At 58.4% G+C, this 17,024-nt stretch carries 20 protein-coding genes and 1 pseudogene; 6 read left to right on the forward strand and 15 right to left on the reverse strand.

Annotated features, from left to right (window positions below):
- Nucleotides 1-84: 84 nt before the first annotated feature.
- The 4 genes from THPRO_RS10505 to THPRO_RS10525 all read right to left on the reverse strand — a co-directional run bounded on the left by THPRO_RS10505 (nt 85) and on the right by THPRO_RS10525 (nt 3,587).
- Nucleotides 85-654 carry a PilZ domain-containing protein gene (locus THPRO_RS10505; RefSeq protein WP_161489968.1) on the reverse strand — a complete coding sequence of 190 codons (570 nt, stop codon included), beginning with the start codon at nt 652-654 and terminating at the stop codon, nt 85-87.
- 55 nt (nt 655-709) lie between these two features.
- Nucleotides 710-1,729: a hypothetical protein gene (locus THPRO_RS16755; protein WP_145930825.1), complete on the reverse strand. Its 1,020-nt coding sequence runs from the start codon at nt 1,727-1,729 to the stop codon at nt 710-712.
- Nucleotides 1,722-2,306: a hypothetical protein gene (locus tag THPRO_RS10515; protein WP_038093607.1), complete on the reverse strand. Its 585-nt coding sequence runs from the start codon at nt 2,304-2,306 to the stop codon at nt 1,722-1,724. Before THPRO_RS10515 ends, THPRO_RS16755 begins: the two co-directional genes overlap by 8 nt.
- A 318-nt stretch (nt 2,307-2,624) precedes the next feature.
- Nucleotides 2,625-3,587: a ParM/StbA family protein gene (locus THPRO_RS10525; protein ID WP_145930826.1), complete on the reverse strand. Its 963-nt coding sequence runs from the start codon at nt 3,585-3,587 to the stop codon at nt 2,625-2,627.
- A 142-nt stretch (nt 3,588-3,729) separates the two neighbouring features.
- Between THPRO_RS10525 and THPRO_RS10530 the strand changes: the two genes are divergently transcribed.
- A complete protein-coding gene (locus tag THPRO_RS10530) occupies nt 3,730-3,993 on the forward strand; it encodes a hypothetical protein (RefSeq protein ID WP_038093598.1) in 264 nt (87 codons plus the stop codon).
- Here THPRO_RS10530 and mobI read toward each other — a convergent pair.
- The 3 genes from mobI to THPRO_RS10540 form a co-directional block, all read right to left on the reverse strand.
- Nucleotides 3,977-4,438, reverse strand: coding sequence for a conjugative transfer protein MobI(A/C) (gene mobI / locus THPRO_RS10535; RefSeq protein WP_038093594.1), 462 nt, complete (start codon nt 4,436-4,438; stop codon nt 3,977-3,979). The genes THPRO_RS10530 and mobI overlap by 17 nt on opposite strands.
- A 384-nt stretch (nt 4,439-4,822) precedes the next feature.
- On the reverse strand, nt 4,823-5,650 hold the full coding sequence (locus tag THPRO_RS16760) for a hypothetical protein (RefSeq protein WP_145930827.1): 828 nt from the start codon (nt 5,648-5,650) through the stop codon (nt 4,823-4,825).
- Nucleotides 5,647-6,030, reverse strand: a complete 384-nt coding sequence (locus tag THPRO_RS10540) for a hypothetical protein (RefSeq protein WP_038093589.1) — start codon at nt 6,028-6,030, stop codon at nt 5,647-5,649. The genes THPRO_RS16760 and THPRO_RS10540 overlap by 4 nt, the downstream gene beginning before the upstream one ends.
- A 281-nt stretch (nt 6,031-6,311) precedes the next feature.
- Between THPRO_RS10540 and THPRO_RS10545 the strand changes: the two genes are divergently transcribed.
- From THPRO_RS10545 to THPRO_RS10565, 5 genes are all read left to right on the forward strand, one after another.
- The gene (locus THPRO_RS10545) at nt 6,312-7,223 is read left to right on the forward strand and encodes a hypothetical protein (protein WP_145930828.1); all 912 of its coding nucleotides are present in this window, start codon (nt 6,312-6,314) and stop codon (nt 7,221-7,223) included.
- Nucleotides 7,198-8,838: an ATP-dependent helicase gene (locus THPRO_RS10550; protein WP_038093583.1), complete on the forward strand. Its 1,641-nt coding sequence runs from the start codon at nt 7,198-7,200 to the stop codon at nt 8,836-8,838. The genes THPRO_RS10545 and THPRO_RS10550 overlap by 26 nt, the downstream gene beginning before the upstream one ends.
- Nucleotides 8,839-8,876: 38 nt before the next feature.
- Nucleotides 8,877-9,443 carry a nuclease-related domain-containing protein gene (locus tag THPRO_RS10555; protein WP_038093581.1) on the forward strand — a complete coding sequence of 189 codons (567 nt, stop codon included), beginning with the start codon at nt 8,877-8,879 and terminating at the stop codon, nt 9,441-9,443.
- Between the two features lie 3 nt (nt 9,444-9,446).
- The gene (locus tag THPRO_RS10560; RefSeq protein WP_038093578.1) at nt 9,447-10,652 is read left to right on the forward strand and encodes a carbon-nitrogen hydrolase family protein; all 1,206 of its coding nucleotides are present in this window, start codon (nt 9,447-9,449) and stop codon (nt 10,650-10,652) included.
- A gap of 68 nt (nt 10,653-10,720) precedes the next feature.
- Nucleotides 10,721-11,596 (forward strand): hypothetical protein, encoded by an 876-nt coding sequence (locus THPRO_RS10565; RefSeq protein WP_065089618.1) that lies wholly within the window; start codon nt 10,721-10,723, stop codon nt 11,594-11,596.
- Nucleotides 11,597-11,635: 39 nt separating this feature from the next.
- On the opposite strand, the gene THPRO_RS10570 is transcribed toward THPRO_RS10565, so the two are convergent.
- The 8 genes and pseudogenes from THPRO_RS10570 to THPRO_RS10605 all read right to left on the reverse strand — a co-directional run.
- On the reverse strand, nt 11,636-11,857 hold the full coding sequence (locus tag THPRO_RS10570; protein WP_145930829.1) for a hypothetical protein: 222 nt from the start codon (nt 11,855-11,857) through the stop codon (nt 11,636-11,638).
- 23 nt (nt 11,858-11,880) lie between these two features.
- Nucleotides 11,881-12,147 (reverse strand): hypothetical protein, encoded by a 267-nt coding sequence (locus tag THPRO_RS10575; protein ID WP_145930830.1) that lies wholly within the window; start codon nt 12,145-12,147, stop codon nt 11,881-11,883.
- Between the two features lie 2 nt (nt 12,148-12,149).
- Nucleotides 12,150-13,262 carry a DUF7146 domain-containing protein gene (locus tag THPRO_RS16305; protein ID WP_161489969.1) on the reverse strand — a complete coding sequence of 371 codons (1,113 nt, stop codon included), beginning with the start codon at nt 13,260-13,262 and terminating at the stop codon, nt 12,150-12,152.
- On the reverse strand, nt 13,177-13,614 hold the full coding sequence (locus tag THPRO_RS17020) for a hypothetical protein (RefSeq protein WP_038093574.1): 438 nt from the start codon (nt 13,612-13,614) through the stop codon (nt 13,177-13,179). Before THPRO_RS17020 ends, THPRO_RS16305 begins: the two co-directional genes overlap by 86 nt.
- A gap of 163 nt (nt 13,615-13,777) precedes the next feature.
- Nucleotides 13,778-14,746, reverse strand: coding sequence for a RecT family recombinase (locus THPRO_RS10590; RefSeq protein WP_038093572.1), 969 nt, complete (start codon nt 14,744-14,746; stop codon nt 13,778-13,780).
- A gap of 63 nt (nt 14,747-14,809) precedes the next feature.
- Nucleotides 14,810-15,277 carry a single-stranded DNA-binding protein gene (locus THPRO_RS10595; RefSeq protein WP_038093569.1) on the reverse strand — a complete coding sequence of 156 codons (468 nt, stop codon included), beginning with the start codon at nt 15,275-15,277 and terminating at the stop codon, nt 14,810-14,812.
- A 297-nt stretch (nt 15,278-15,574) separates the two neighbouring features.
- Complete coding sequence (locus THPRO_RS10600) at nt 15,575-16,027, reverse strand: hypothetical protein (protein WP_145930831.1); 453 nt, start codon at nt 16,025-16,027, stop codon at nt 15,575-15,577.
- A gap of 548 nt (nt 16,028-16,575) precedes the next feature.
- Nucleotides 16,576-17,024: pseudogene (locus tag THPRO_RS10605) on the reverse strand (ribonucleoside-diphosphate reductase subunit alpha); the annotation flags it as partial.

Raw genomic sequence — 17,024 nt, forward strand, 5'->3', positions numbered from 1 at the left:
GCGACAAGCCTACCGTTCAGGACGTGGAATGATTGCAGAGACAGGTCTATCTTGATTGGCACATCCAGAGACTGTCCGTCGCCGCTAAAGAAACTCCGATAGCTTGCCCATCAACTCGTCCTGACGCTCGCTCCATGCCACTCCGTGCTTCCGATCTGAATAGCGCCTCACCACTTCGCCATCCATCTCGTGATAAGACTCGAACGGCGGCGGAAGCCGCATCGAAACATTCACTCCATATCCAGGATGCAGACCCGCCACAAACAACTTCGCCCCACTCGCCGATACATCCAGAAGCGCCGCAGTCGTATATTCGGACGCTTCCACTCTATCCACCATGATCCCGCAGGGCATCCGACAAACCAATCTCGGGTCTCGCCGAATCGGCGTCTCTTGCACTGATGCAGGATACCCAATGAGCACAACGTACTCACCGGATACTTCCGATACGCTCATCACCTGAGATTCAAAACCCAGCGCAACACCCTCCGGCTCGTGGAAGCATCTGATAACCAGAACATCTCCAGTTACCAGCAGCAGACAACTCTGCGGCGCTTGAGCAGACAGCACCAATACGAGGTAGCGCCTTGCCCTGACCCCGAGTATCCTGGCTCGCGCACGCCAGCCGCAGCGCACCGACTGGACGTTCGACATCCAGCCGGCCTGCTCTAGCTCGGCTGCGGATCGCTCCAAATACCCGCCCATCGCATCAGCCGCCAAACACCCCGTAGTTCGTCACCACCTCGCCTCCAGACACCTGATACACCGTCAAACCACCAAGATGTTCGTTGGTCTTGAGAACCGCTACGCGACCCGTACCCATATCCTCGACCACCGCCTGATCGCCCACCACAGCCAACAAGCGATAGCCCGACAGGACCGGGTGTTTCGATACGTGCCCCGCAAGATTCGATGACAGCTTCCCTACTTCCGCCTGTGTAGCACCCAGCTTCAACTCCAGCGACGACAACGATTCATCCATCCGCTTCAACAGCTTCTTCGTGTCGACGCCAGGATTCTGCCTCATCGCCGCCAGCTCGCCTTCTATCTCCGTCAACTGCGCCGTGATCGCCGGCGACGACGCCTGTTGCACAGCAGGCATAGATGACGGCCCGGTCGCATCTTCACCCAGATTCGCAGCGTTCGACGTAAACGCAGCAGACACAGGCGAAAACGCAGCACCCGATGACGCCTTCCGCGACGAAGCGGACACTGACGGCCGCTCTACCACGGACGATTTCTTCGCAGTACCCGCGGAAGCAGAGGGCACACCAGACTTCGTCGACACTGCAACAGGCGCCGGGGACAACTTATGAACATAACCACTGCTCGATGCCGGCGCTGGTGCCGCCACCGGCGCCGATGCCTCCGGCTCTACGACACTACCCGACATCTGGTGATATTCATGCAAACCCGCCGCCAGCAGCACCGCTCCACCCACCAATGCCGGCACCATCAGCTTCTTCTTCAAACCGGGACCAGATCGGCTACGCCTTGGCGAGTCATCCTCCAGCGACGGCATCTCGGCACGATCTTCGCGGCCCACGCTACCCGCGTCATGCATGCCCATCACATCCACAAGTTCGCCATCTTCAATCTCCGGCTCGCGGCGCATTCTTTCCGTCGCATTCTCAGATGACGATTGTTTCCCCGGCACCTCATCACCCAGGCTCGACAGATAGCCGTCTTCGTCCGCGTCTAGGTCCCATCCGCTTGGCTGATCAACCACGGCCCACCTCCTTCATCTGCGTGACGCCACCAAACACCGGCCCGGTCTCCCGTACCCGACAGTTACCCGTCAATGCACTAACCTGACCGTACAACTCCTTCGCACTCCACTCCGCTCGCTGCGCTATCCTTATCGCTTCGCCCATGATCTCGCTTCGACGACGCTCGCATTCCAGCAATCTCACGACCACCGTATCCACATCCCGCGCGGCATCCTTGACCCCGAATACGCTCGCGCCTTCCCGCATCGACAGGCTTTGCTTGTACAGATGCTTCAAAGACGACCGACGCGCTTCCAGCGACCCCAAGGCCCCACGCAACGATTTCAGCTTCTCAAGATCCTGAGATATCGCCTGTCCTCGACTCTTCGCCAGCGCCCGCAGCACTTCCACCTGCTCACGACCCGATGCCAGACAGGCCGCGTCCGCCGCTTCAAGCCAACTCTCCACACCCCGTTTCGCCGATTGCACCAGGTCATCCATCACCGATGACAGCTTGTTGCTCACTGCATCCTTCTCGGCCTGCTCCTGCAGTTCGGCTTCATCCACTTCCGGTCCACGTTCCGCCAGTTCACTCATGTCACATTCTCCTTGCGGCCGTGCCGCATCGTTCGCATCACCGCTTAAAACTTGAGATCATTCATCCAGTCCAAGCCGGCCGATAGCTCCGGCTCCGCCGAACTTTCATCTGCCTTGGCTTCGCCACTCATCGCGCGCCCTCGCCCTCCTGCCGCCAACTCGGCACCACGTTCCAGTACCCGTTTGCCCGCCAGCGCCAAAAACGCTACCTCACGCGACCGAACACCCGGCTCCAGACCCGACAAATACTCCGCAAGCTCACCGGATACCGTCACGCGAAACCGCAATGGGCCGGCCCCGGCCCCATAGCCGCCGCTACTACGCCGCATGCGCGCCATACCACCAATACCCACGCGCATTCGCCATCACAGGCTCAGGCACTTCCTGCACCAGCCCTTCCCCGAATACCTCCATCAGCCGCGCCCGGTAATACTTCGAACCGCCACCCGTCAGCAGCACCGTGTCCACGTCGCTTTCAATTCGCAGCGTTCGTCGTATCTCAAGCAGCGCCTCATCCACCACCCGGCTTGTAATGCCCGCTATCGCGTCGCCGCACTCAACCTGCTTGCCTTTCACCATGATTTCCGTCAGCCCCGAATCCAGCGCCTCGCGTATCCGGCCCTCGTCGATTCGCGCCCGCGCATCCTGCCAAAGATGTTGCTGCACGCCTTCAATGATCCTCGACACGGCACCACGCCTGTCCGATCCAGAACCATCCGGTTGCAACTTGCCCTTGACGAACAGCGTCCAGTCCACCGTGTAGCGGCCCGGGTCTACGACCAGCACCCGCTGCTTCATCAATCCACCGGATTTGCGCACATTCGCGTCCACATAGGCCCCCAGCGGCTGCGGCACCACCAACACCTCAGCTAGCTGCGTGCCGCTCAGTCGAGCCGCCTCCGCAGCCGACGATTTCGTGAGTTCATGGTTCTGCGGAATGCTCCACTCGTCTACGGGAAGCCCCAATACCAGCCTATCCACGCGACCCCTGTGCCTTAGCGCATAACCCAACTGGGCCAGCCAGGGCGCGCTGCCGACATAGCCTGCGTGCATCTCTTCCGCACCCCTCGCGCCAGAATCAAGCGATACCCCGACCGCCCACATCCGCCCGCCTACATCGATGCGTCGCTCGGATTTGTCATCACCGCCGTATAGGCTTATGCCCAACGATTCGACGGGCACGGTACACGCAGGCCACATACGCATTTCCGGCGCCCCGCCGCGATGACCCGACGCCTCCTTGTAATTCCCAAGCCCAAGATCACAACCCATCACGTACATACCAAACTCTCCCATCGAACGATTCGGATAGTCTCAATCCCGCGTTCCGCGCCTACGCAACCAAATAACCTCGTTTCGGCTTGCTTTTCACCGATCCCGTTGCACAATCAATCCTCACAAACTTCAATCACAGGACTCCGACATGAACTTCATCGAACGCTTCATCAATTTCTTCCTCCCCATCCGGGACAACGAAATCAACAGGCTCGCTCTCTGGAAACACCCCTACCGCTATGCCTTCCGTAGCGGCGTGCTGGTCGCACTGTTCGCCTATCTCCACGTTTACGTCCTGACTGGATTCATCTCGTCCGTCGCCTTCGCGCTCGCCGTACTGTTCGAGCCTCCGTTCATGGCGGGCGTATTCGCCATACTCGGCAACCTCGCACGCGTTACCCCTTATCGTTAATCCGCTCACGCGCCGATGCGCGAAAACCCGCCAGCATGTCCGCCTCGTCTCCCGTCAAGGCCTGCGCCGACAATATCCGCTCAATTCGGCGCAGCGCCTTGACCGATTCCTTCAACACGTCCAACTGATCCCTCACCTGCTTCACCTCGTCCCGTTCCCAGTCCTGCGCGTGAAATATCACCCGGCGCTTCGTCAGATGGACCCGGCGATAACGACGCCCACCCATCGACGCCCGCCGCTCCTTCGCATGCCACGACCGGTAGTACCACTCCACCGCAAGACCAGACTCAATACGCACCCTCACTTCAAGATCGCTCCATAGCCCGTCCTGGCGCCTCACCCTGCGACGTTCATTGAACTCATCGCATAGCCGCTGCGCCCTCGCCTGCATCGCCTCAACACTCAGCGATAGATGCGCGCCAATCGATTCATCCACCTGTGTCATCGTGACTTCCTTTTATGAACCCAAACCCCAATGGTGGTTAAATGCTTTTTCGTCCCTATCTAGTATTAGGGGAAAAATGGCGTGTTTCCCGCGCGCTTTTGGCAGGACATTAACTGAATTTTCCCCTAATACTAGGTTTCTCCGGATAAGTGCCTTTTTGCACGGAAGCGCAACACCCAAAATATTTATTTTTTCCACATAATTCATAAATTTAAGAAAATGCCTGTCACCGCTTTTCCCAAACGGGCTTCAAGGGTTTTCCCGCACAAAAACAGGACCCTGCACGTCGCGGGGATTGCGCCATATCGGCGCATCTCAGGTCATTCGATAGATAGATTTCGCTACCCATAAAGCGAGGTAGGCCATTGACGCATCCGCCCGTGATCATGCGATGCGTTCCTGTATCGACGTGATTTCGCAACAGGCGTCCCTATCAGGGACACACCGATCCAATGACGGGACACTTCTGTCCTTTTTTGGGACGCTCTCACGCGATTTTGTGTATTTTTCATCCATTTCGCGGGTACTCTGTCCGCTATCTGGACAGCCCCGTCCTTTTTCAGGACATTTGTGTCCCGAATGTACCCTCACCCGGGGCCATGCCGAATCATCGCCGGCATCCGCCTTCGCGGGACTCCTGATTTCGTCTTCGTTCGGCACACACTCGCAAAAGGGACATCCGACCCGCAAATCCTTGGGGTAGAAATAGACCAATCGATAGGCAGGACAAACCGGATTGGCGCAGGCTTCCATCAGCACGGGTGGACGTGGAGAGATGGTCGGCGTCATGGCATAGCCGCGATAAAGGTGCGCATCCAGGATCAGCTGGTAGACCGTATTGATGTCCACCATAGGATGGTGATCGACTGTTTCCGTGTAAGACAGGAAGCCATCGTGCAATGCCAGATAATCCGATTTTGCCGGGGGATGCAGTGGGTCGGTCGTGCCTGTTGCGTGATATAGGATGGCGTTATAGGCCGAAGCGAGATGCATGGCGCGTGTCTTAATGCGCAAATGTTTTGAGGCAGACAACGGCATCTGCCCAGACGGAGAGTTTCGGTGGTTCAACGCGCGCCAGCGTGATTGCACATGATCTATCAGCACGGCGCATTCATTGGTACTGGTTTCACGGAAAATCTGGCGCCAATAAGGCACCCGCAATCCCCATCGTACGAGCGCATCGATAACTTCCGGATTTGCGATGCCGATCATGAGCACCCTCCCCGACTCGCGTTCCGAGTCCTCGCGCGGCCGATCGATAACGTCAGGCCCGCCAGCCGTTCGGCCTCAGCCTTGCGTAACCGTTTCCGCTTGGTTTCTGGCAACGAAGCATTTCTGAACAGCGTCTTCAGGGTTCGTTCTTCGGCCGGGGCGAGGCTGAGCCGAAGACACCAGGGCGCTTTTTCAGCGGCTTGCTCCGCCACCTCCGCGATGTCGTTGCCGCACAGTTCGGACACCTCGCGCGCGATGTCTTGAGAGACACCGAACAGCAGGGCCGCGCGCTCAGCCCCCTGGGTAATCGCCACATCGTGGATAGCCAGCAACTGAGCGCGCAAAAGGTTTCTGAGGATCTTCTTATGGTCGACAGTCAAGGTTTTTCCTCCATCATCCTGATGAGATCACGCTACCCCCCGCCTCAGCCGCGTTTTTTCCCGAATGTCGCTCTATAGCGCGGCTTTTCATGAATTCCGTCTCCGTGAGGCGTTATTCGACTTGGATTTAGCGAGAACGATCACAGCCTACGGATTTCCCGGATAACGCAAGCCCTGCCCGGTTTTTGCGAAAAAGGGGCGATATCACGGTTATTTGGGTCACGGACAAAAGAGATGGCGCGTCATGCTGGCCTCGTCGTTCATCCACAAAGAGGCACGCCATGAAGTCACCCAGAAAGAAAGACATGCAGGTCAGCTATCCCGTCGCCATGACCCGACGCATTACGCTTCACCACAACCTCACGCAGACCCATTTCCAGCGATTCTTCCAGCAGGCCTCGGCGCGCATGGCATCGATCCAGGGACTGCGGGTCAACGAGGACACGGATGAAGAAATCCTGCGTATCGAAGGCATGTTCAAGGAAATCATTGCCAAGGCCACCGAAACCCTGGGCGCTTCGCAGCAGCATTGGAAAGAACGCCTGGAAGGCGCCGGATTCGATCCCGACATGAGTAGCGTGCAGGGTGGACTCGAATTCGATGCGCCGATCACCACCCCCTGGTCGAATAAGTACCTGGAGGTTTATCGACGCTGCGACGATGCGCTCATGCTCGTTGAAATGGCCTGGATTGCCGAGGAACTCGAGACCGTTATCGACAAGCGCAACGCAGTGGCCGAAGTCCGCAAGCCCCTCGTCGAGACGGCCCGCCAGATACAACGGGCGGTCACCCAGGCATTTCAGGAAAGCCGTCAGCGCGACGAGGCCCGCAGCAAGAAATCTCGCTTCCCGGAAGCTTGGGGGGAGAACGGACGCTATGTGGCGGAAATCGCGCCGGAACTGGTCTCGCTGCTCGTCGATGCCCCGGCGAGCGATCCGGAACTGTTCCAGCGGATGCTGGAAGGCTTCAAGGACCAGTATGCGGGCAAGAAATTGCATGCGGCGCTGGACGCCATCGCTGAGATCAAGCTGAACTCCGCGACGCAGTCATCATCCGATGACGCCACGGCGGCCGACGCCAACACCGATACCGATACCGATACCGATACCGATACCGATACCGATACCGATACCGATACCGCAGAATCCGCAGAATCCGCAGAATCCGATGAACCCGCTATCGGGGCTGGATGATGCGCAGCGGGATGCCGCGCTGGCGCAGGGGCACGCCCTTGTGCTGGCCGGCCCCGGCAGCGGCAAGACGCGCCTGCTGACCGCCAAGGCGCAGCACTTGCTGAGTACGCGCAGCGGCCGCCTCGTAGCCGTGTCGTTCACACGGGAAGCGGCCAAGGAAATTGCGGCCCGCATCGGTACCGAATTTCGCGACCGCATCAAGACCGGTACGTTCCACGCCCTGGCACTGCAGCAGATCAAAGACCGTCGCCGTATCCTCGACGAAAGCGGACGCATTCATTATTTGCGCATGGTGCTGGATCGTGTGGGCAGCGATCTATCGCTCGATGATGCGTTGCAAGCAATCGACCGTTTCAAGGCCACGATGGCGCCGCCGCCCAGGACAGGCGAAGAATCCGAAATCTTCCGACGCTACGAGGCCGAACTCAAGCGACATGGCCTAAAGGACTTCCAGGACATACTCCGCGACGCGGTCAAGGGGATGCAGTCCGGGGCCGCTCGCCCGCTCGATGCCGCCTACCTCCTGGTCGACGAAGCGCAGGATATCGACGAGGTGCAGTACGAGTGGGTCATGTGTCATGTTCGGGCCGGCGTGGAAACCACCGTCGTGGCCGACGATGACCAGAGCATCTACGGTTGGCGACACGCGATGGGGTATCGCGGACTGGCCGCCTTCGAACGTTCGGCCAAGGCACGACGTTTTCTGTTGAATGGCAATTACCGCTGCGGACGCGAGATCGTGTCAGCAGGGCTTTCCGTGATCCGGCACAACCAGGATCGGTACGACAAACCGATCGTCGCCCGACGCGCGGAGAGCGGCGTCATCAGCACGCGCTCATTTGAAGATCGGTTGGCTGAGGCCGACGCAATTGTTGCGCGAATCATCGCCGAACCTGGCGAATGGGGCATCCTCGCGCGCACCAACCGTATGCTGGATCTGGTCGAACTCGCATTCAATTTTCATGAGCAACCCTTCGTGCGTCTTGGCGGCAAATCATTTTGGGATCGCCCGCCGGCCGCCGCCATGCTGGCCTTTGCCGAGGACCTGGGGCGCAACGATATCGGGTCCGGCCTCTCCCGCCTGTCCGGTTTCATAGAAGGCATCAGCGCACAAGACAAGCGAGCCCTGCACGAGGGCGGCGAACCCGAGCATCAGGGATTGCGCACACTGACCCGTGCCGCGCCCGAGTGGGCGTCATCCGCGGCCCAATCGCACCGCGCCAGTCTCGTGCTGCGAGGCCTGTTCAATTGGGTGGATAAACACTTCGATAGCAAGCCCAAAGCCATCGCGCTGCCCGCCGTCGGGCACCTGATGAAGCTTCACGGCACGATCGGTCAGCGCATCGCCTTCGTCCGCCGCGCGCGGGAACTGTCTCCGGGTTCGAGCGATTCGCCTGTGCCGGTCCTGGCAAGCCTGCATGCCTCGAAAGGCCTTGAATGGCAAAACGTCTGGCTCCTGGGATGCGAGGACGGAATTGTCCCGCATACCGATGCGCCGCTCGATGAGGAGCGGCGTCTTTTCTATGTCGGTATCACCCGCGCGAAAGATCGCCTGATCCTCTCACACGGACTCAAGGATGCCGTCGTTTCGCGCTTTGTGGACGAAATGCACTGACGGCTTGCCAGTTCTGGCGCCCGTGTTCAGCTATCGCCATGTACCGCAAACATTACGCACCCTGGCTCGGCAACCTCGCCACCATGACCGTGTGTCTTTTCGCAGGCACGCTCATGCTTGCCGAATGGAGTCTCGGGAATACCGGCGAAATGACGCCCGTGTATGGCGGCGCGCTGCTGCTTGTGGCCTGGTATGCCTACCGACAATATGTGAGACGGGCCTACGGCAAGGTTGTGGAACGACGCGCGCAGCGAGCGTTGAAACGGGCTGCGGCTCACACACACTGGCAAGCTCGGTTCAATGTGCCGTGCGCTTCCGGCGGCGATATCGACGCACTGCTGATCGGCGCCGACGGTCGACGCGTCTCAGTGGAAATCAAAAGCTGGAGCGGGCTCAGGGTGGCGCGCGGACAATTGGTCAAGCTCAACGGCAAGCCGCCATTCGGCGACCCGATTGGGCAGGCACTGCGCGAAGGGCAATCCACGGGAGCCTGGCCTCTGCTGTGGCTGCCTGTTGCCGGCAGGCGAGGACGTTTCACCTATCGGGGCGTCATGATCGTCATGGGCGACGCTTCGTATCTCATGCAGGTACTGGGCAGGTGTTGAGCCTTGCTTCGGCTACCCAATATCTTCACGAATAGTCTGGCCGGTGCGGTTTTCGGTGCGCTGGTGTCCTGGGTGGCCTGGGAGCCGCCGGACCTGTTCTTCATGCTTTGGCTGCTGCCGATTGCCTGGGCCGGCCTGCCGGTTTCCGGCCGCCGCGCCATGATGTTGACCTATCTGCTGACCGCGCTTGCGCCGGTTACGGCATCGGTCAGCGAGTTCTACCCCGGTCCCTACTCATGGCTTGCGGGCATCGCTACCTGGATCGTCGTCGCCCTGTTGCTTTGGACGCCCTGGGCCTTGCTGGCCCGTATGGGTCGATACGCCGGACTCGGCTGGGTCATTGGGCTGTTATTGACCGCAGTGCCGCCGCTGGGCGTCATCGGAATGGCTTCCCCCTTGTTTGCCGCAACCGCCGTGTTTCCGGGATGGGGCATGTATGGCCTGGGCGCAACGATCCTGCTGCAAGCCGGTCTGGCATCGCCCCCTTTGAGGCTACGCGCTGCCGCCTTAGCCGGTTTGTTCGCAGCCGGCATCATTGCCTTGGTGCTCCCTTATGCCACGCCGCCCATGCCGCACGAATGGCAGGCCATCAATACCCAGTTAGGGCGCGAGCCGGATAGCGGCATGCACTGGATCGATCGACAGATCACACTTAAACATCGGGTCGCCGCGTGGATGGCGTCCGCGCCACCCGGCAGCACAGTGTTGCTGCCCGAGGGTATCGCGGGTACCTGGACGGGGTTGTCCGCCCTGGCCTGGGCGCCCATTGCCCATCAAGCGGCCAAAGCACACGACACGATACTGATGGGCGTTACCCTCCCGCTGCCAGACAACAAGCGCAGTGACGCGCTCTTGGCCTTGGGCGCCCACGGTGGCGTGCTCTCGGCCCGTCAGCCGGTACCGCTGAGTGAATGGAATCCGGCCGCCCGGCGAAACTTTCCCGCCGACTGGACGCGGTTGGGCGGTTACCGGATCGGTCGAACGCACGTTGTTCTGTTGATGTGCTATGAACAATTGCTCGTCTGGCCTGCTGCCTGGGCTATGGCGCCAGACCAGCATCCGCAAATTATCCTCGCCCCAGCAAATCATGGTTGGGCAGACTCAGGTTCAGTGGAAGATACGATTCAACGGAATGCGGCCATGGCCTGGGGGCGACTCTATGGTGTGCCTGTGCTTATGGCGGACAATCTCCCGACATCTCAGGGTTAAAGCTTGCATTCGCAAGACATTATTGGATGATCATGGATGCCGTTTGACCAACTCATAAGGTGTGAAAGATGAACAGAAAAACGCTATCCATCGCCAGCCTTGTCGGCCTGTTCTTCGGGGGCGTGTCTCCGTCATTTGCCTATGGCCTGGGAAACTTTTTCAGTCCTGTTCCGAAGATCATCCAGCAGTCGATGAGCGGGATCGTGCTTGGCTATGGCACGCTACACCAAAACTATACCGAGCAGCCAGCTGTTGCTGGAGAACCGAACCCGCTCGACTCTCAGACCGGCAACATCAACGCCTATCAGATCAAGCTCGCAGGTATGGGTGATTATCTGGGTATGGCAACCAAGGTTTCCTATGACAAGGGCATCACGAATTACAACGGCTATTTGCAAAGTTTTAATTCATCTGGAAGCCTGGTATTCACTCCATCTCAGGTGCCAACTCAATCGCAGATGGTGAATTTCGCTTTCGAACTGCGGCTGGGTTTTTCTCCCATACACGATATTGCCATTATTCCCGATGTGTTTCTTGGGAGACACGGTTGGGAGCGAAACATTCAAGGTGCGAACGGCTACGACGAAACGTATACCAACAAGTATTTCGGGTATGGGGTGACGCTTGCAGGCGCTGTCCCCGATCCTCATGTGCCGCTGGTATTTCAGATCAAGTACAAAACGGGCCATACCGGCAGCGCCAGTATGACCAGCTCGAATTCTGGAGATACCGCAAACCTGGGTAGCGAACCGTGGCATCAGTATGGCGTTGAACTGGATTATATCCCGTGGTCGTTTCTGACCGTTTTCGTTTCCTATTCGCACACGCAGTTCCAGTATGGCCAATCCCAGCCGGTTACGCTGAATAATGGAGTCGTCGCGGTTGAACCCAATAGCACGACAAAACAGAACGTTGCCATGGCCGGCCTGAAACTGCGCTTCTGAAATCGCAAACAAAAACCCCTAAAAAAAAGACCCCGAACCTCAACGAGGTCCGGGGTCGATAAAGTCTGAAATTTTTGTGCTGACTTCTGGGTGAAGTCCGCCCTGTGTCTCTGCATTGTCGCCGGATTTATTCACCTTAAGCGTGAAGCGAAATACTTCGCTCAGGAGAGCGACCAAGGCTTCGGCCTGGGTGTCGGTAAATCCTGCTGACCTCAGCTTTTTGAACGTAGCCAAGGTATCGAAGGCGTACATGTTTGCCATGAGGGGCTCCATGAGCGGCCGGATCAATCCGGCCGCTCTCTGTTTTTGAAATGGTCGACGAAGGCTTTTGCGTTGTCTGCATAAGGCCCGAGATACCGGGCTTCGGCGCTTTGCCGAACCAGGATCATCAATTGCTGGCGGAAGCCCGGGTCGTGCTTGAGTCGTCGCTTGATCGCAACTCTCCAAGCGTTCAGATCGCCAGCTTCCGGCACGGAGAACGGATGATGCTCGTCCCGCTTCTCCGGCTCTGGCGAAGTGTCTATCACGAAGCTGTTGAAGATGCCGCCCATGGTCAGAATCCCCATAGGTAGGTGTTTCGGAATCCTTCGACACCAAGATTCATGATGACATCGTTCCAATCGACGCTTTTCGCATCGCGAGGAATTGGCGTCTCGGGGAATCGTGCAGACACGAACAAGCCTTTGTCCTTGAGATTGCGGCTTAGGGCTTCCGCGGCTTGTTCGCCGGCCTGTTTGACATCCTTGTCGCCCCAGATGGTGATCTGCCGGGGGCAGTACTCGTCAGGCGGGGACCACGCCGACATCAGGCTGGTGTTGACCAGGCTCCAGACAGGGCGTTCTACGGCAATCGCGACGGAAAGCGCGGTTTCAATGCCCTCCGCAACGTCGCCTTGAGAGCCGAAATGTCCGCCCAGGCGAATGGCCGCCCCATCCTGCTTGCGGAAAAACGTGGTGGTCTTTCGCGCACAAGATACCGGCGCCTTGCCGTGCCCATTTTTGGCGAGCCAGGTCCGGTGCAGAAAGCAAGGCTTGCCATCCCGGTTGCGCGCGATCGCAAGCAGTGCCGGGAACCGATCGACTTCTCGTCCACCTTCGAAATAAGGCAATTCCGGATGGTAGCGGACATCGCTCCCCAGATAGGGGTAGGCCAGATGCATGGGGATACCGCGTTCATCCAGATAGCGGCGCAATGGCCATGTCATGCTTGCCCCTACGGGCTTGCTGTTCTTCCATGTCTGGACGGCGTCCGACAACGCGAGGCGGCGCTTTAGCGCATCCTCTTGTTTGAAACGTTCCAGCAGTTTCTCTATCCGAACCCCGGATTCGGCCGGCAACCCGGCCAGCACCAAGGCGACTCGCTGATAGGTTTCAAAGATGCTCCACCCGTACAAGGTGGAGAGCAGCACGAAGCCATTGATAAACGAGCCACAGGTATTGCATACCGCCCGCCCGTACAGGCTGCGTCTAGAGTCCGCATAAAGCCTGAACCCGTCTCGTCCACCATGAATCGGACAGGAGACATGCTTACCGTATTTGCCTAGCGCCGGCCCCAAATCGGGAGCGAGCGCGGCGAAGATATCAGGCCACCTCCCGGCAGCTCTCTCGCCGATCGGAACATGACGAGATTCCGTCCGTTCCGGCAACGACTTCAGTTGTGCGCTCATACAACCTCCCGATGGTCCGTAGGTAACTGTTGCGTGCTTCCTCCTTGATGGATTCCATTGCTTCGAGCGTATCCATCCCGAATTCACGGGCGTATTCCTCGACGCAACGGCGAAATGAAAAAGGATTCCCAGAATCCAGGCCCATCCATTCGAGAATGTCCTCGAATGTCGATGAGCCGTTACGTGGGTCCGCAAGATCCCGCATGCTGGTTTCCAGCAGTCGGGTCCTGACGATGTGTACGGCTTTCTCGTCCCAGTCGAAATATTCATCGCCCGAACCGAGAAGCAACATGCCGGCATCCGAGAACAGATCCGGCAGACTGTCATCCTGGTGTTTGTGCAGGATTCTCATGCTCTCTCCTTTCGGCCTGTGATGAGGCGGCCGATGCCTTGATGAAAGGAGATGCGCGCAGTCGCCGGAGCGAGAAACGCATTCGGAACGCGATGTTTCGAATACGGGCCAAAGGCCTAAGAGAAGCCTGCCCCGACGATTCGGGGCAGGCATGGAAGTTGGATTAGGCGGGGTCGTCCCCGCTTTCGTCGGAAGAACCGGCTTCGGCAGGCAATGCCTGTTTCCGGTTCTCGAGTTCACGCAACGCGTACGCAAGCTCGTCCGGGTTCTTGAAGCGATCCCGGAAATACTGTTCGGCAGCGGCCCACATGCCGTTTTCCGCAGCCTGGTTGAGCGCTCGGGTCACGGTGTTCCGGGCCTTTTCACCGGCCTTCTCCGGGTCGCCTTCTTCAGGCGACTCAAGTGCATTGAGCGCCAGATGCTCGGGCGCCAGACCTTCCCCCTGTTCATTGAGCAGGTGGATGGCTTTGGCGAGGCGTCCGCCGCTGGCGGGCCAGGTCTTGCTGGCACGCTTGATGACCGTCTTTTTGATCATCTCGTCGGGCCAATCGGCCCACGGGCCTTTCTTCTTTTTGACCCATGCCTGGGACATGTCGCGCGTCTTCCAGATTTCCGAGGCGCGCATGATCTCGGTCAGCCAACTGCCATCGGCCAGCTTGGCCACGCAGTAAGCGCCGATGAACTCTCCCCGGTCGTCCTCGAACGGGTCGAAGACATGCTCCGGCAACTGGCCCGGGCCGAGTGACTTGAACTGGTCGTTCTTGTAGACCAGCTCGGCCTTGGCCCACTGAATGCTGCCAATATCGACAGCGATCTTGATGAGTCCTCGGTACGAGATATCGAGCACGACCCGCCCGTCTCTCGGGACGAGATAGGCCAGCTTTTCGGCCGGATTCAAAGTCAGCCCGACGGCTGCGGAATTGAGCATGGCAAGCCGGAGACTCTGAGGATTCCGGGAAGCGGTATCCGCAAGAAAATCGTTCGTCATGCAGGCTTGCACAGCGAACACCTGTTCGGCGGAATAACTAAGTCCCGTCCCCGCGCCGCGCACGATATCGGTGTACGCGGCTTCGGTTTGGGCGATCATGAGCCGCCAAGCAGGCGGTTGGTTTTTTGCTGGGGCGGCGTTCATGGATTTCTCCTGTTTTGTCAACGATTCCTAAAAGCGTGTTCGGCTAAAACGAAAACGTACTAATCAAAACGGAATATCGTCGTCGAAGTCGAAATCCGGAGCGCCGGAATCCGCCGAATGACCGGCATAAGCGGGCTGAGGCGCCGAGCGCGAATTTTGCTGATTCGCTCCGCGGTCGACGTGCTTCTGACCGTTGTTGCCATTACCCGACGGCTGGCCGAGCATCTGCATGGATTTAACGACCACCTTGGTCGAATATCGGGTCTGGCCGTCCTTTTCGTACTTGTCGGTCTGCAGCTTGCCCTGAATGAATATCTTCGAACCTTTCTTGAGATATTCACCCATGATTTCGGCTGTGCGTCCGAACGCAACGAGATTGAGCCATTCGGTCTTCTCGACCTGTTCTCCGGACTGTTTGTCCGTCCATTTCTCGCTGCAGGCGAGCGACACATTCGCGACCGGCATGCCGCTTTGTGAGTAACGGACCTCGGGGTCCTTTCCGAGGTTTCCGAGTGCAATGACCATTTGCATGGTTGTTTCTCCTTTTGGGGATTGAATAGGCCGGAGTAGTAACGGTCCGGCTCCGCGTAAATCGCTTTTCGCGAGACTTGTGAGCACCGTGAAAAGCGGGGCTGGCGGCCCCGCGGAAGCAGTGATTACCCGAGAAAGATTCGCTTTACGCGAATGACGGGAATAGCGATGACCATGCCGATAATGGTGGCGGTCATGAAAATGAGAGCGGTCATGTGAGTGTCCTCACGCCTTCCCCCGTTCGGGAAGGCGTAATCAAGTTACGCGATCCCGGAACGGCGGGGGTGTGAAGATAAATCACATAGGAAAAACTCTGGCTCGGCCGCTGGGTGAGTAAGAAATACCCACACGCTCACCCAAATGAAGCATCGGCCCCTGCTCGACCACCGTTATCAACTGCCGGTCCGGCAGTTCTACCGTGACCTGTTGCGCCGGCCCTGTGACTTGCTGTTGCACAGCATTGCCCACGGTGCCGCCCACCAGGGCGCCAACCGCACCAGCCAATAGTTGGCCGAACTGACCCGAACCCTGGGCTGCGCCGGCTGCGGCAATGCCGCCGATACCAGCACCGGCCATGGTGCCGATGCTTTGCGTACCCGGATTGATGCGAACCATGGCGTCGTGAACCACAACACCGGTTTCCGTCTGCATGGCTCTAAGGCCTGTGCCATAGCTTTGATAGCCATAGCTAGCGCAACCTCCGAGAGAAAGAAGCGCAGGTAGGGCAAGAAACAAAAGATATTTTTTCATGATGATTTCCTCGTGGGGCCACTACTCCCCAGGAGAAAAATAAATCCCGTCCACGTAGTGGATAGGAAGATTCCCCGTCGACAGGAGAATGCTCCCGCAGACGGGTGATACCCGGCGTGCACGCCGGATGATTGAGCCCGATTAAAGAGGGGCGGTCTTGTGGAAATCGACAGCCTTATCCGGCGGATAACGGATAGGGGTGGCAATGTCGGACATAGGAAAATCGGGAATGCCGCAGGATGCGGTAGATGGATATTCGCCAAACGGCGATATAGGTCATCACATTGAGCTTTGTTCCAGCCTGGATGCTGGAAGCGATATTCCGTGGCGAGGCCCACGGATGCCTTTTCCACTTTTAACGTATTGGCGCAAACAGATCAAGCGCCTCTTTCGAGACCCGCCACGGCGCGTCTGGAAAGCTGGCCCGGGGATAATCCCCGGGCCAGAATAGAACAAGCTTACTGACAGGCTTCGCAGTCCGGATCAAGGATGGAACAAACCTTGGGTTCGTCTGCTTTTTCCGGCAAGGCTTCGACCCGCGTATTGGATTTTTCAACCTGAGTTGCCGCCTGGCTTCTCAGGTAATACGTCGTTTTCAGGCCGCGCACCCAGGCGAGCTTGTACAGGTTGTCCAGCTTCTTGCCGGACGGCTCGGCCATGTACAGGTTGAGCGACTGGGCCTGATCGATCCACTTCTGGCGGCGCGAGGCAGCCTCGACCAACCACCGCGGGTCAACCTCAAAGGCAGTCGCGTAGAGCGCCTTGAGATCGCCCGGCACGCGATCGATGTTCGCTACCGAACCGTCATAGTATTTCAGGTCGTTGACCATGACCTCGTCCCACAAATCCCGCTGCTTGAGGTCCGCCACCAGATACCGATTGACGACCGTGAATTCTCCGGAGAGATTCGATTTGACGTACAGGTTCTGGTAAATCGGCTCGATCGACTGCGACACGCCGCAGATGTTGGAGATGGTCGCGGTCGGGGCGATGGCCA

The sequence above is a fragment of the Acidihalobacter prosperus genome, assembly GCF_000754095.2.
In the GTDB taxonomy this organism is placed as follows: Bacteria; Pseudomonadota; Gammaproteobacteria; order DSM-5130; family Acidihalobacteraceae; genus Acidihalobacter; species Acidihalobacter prosperus.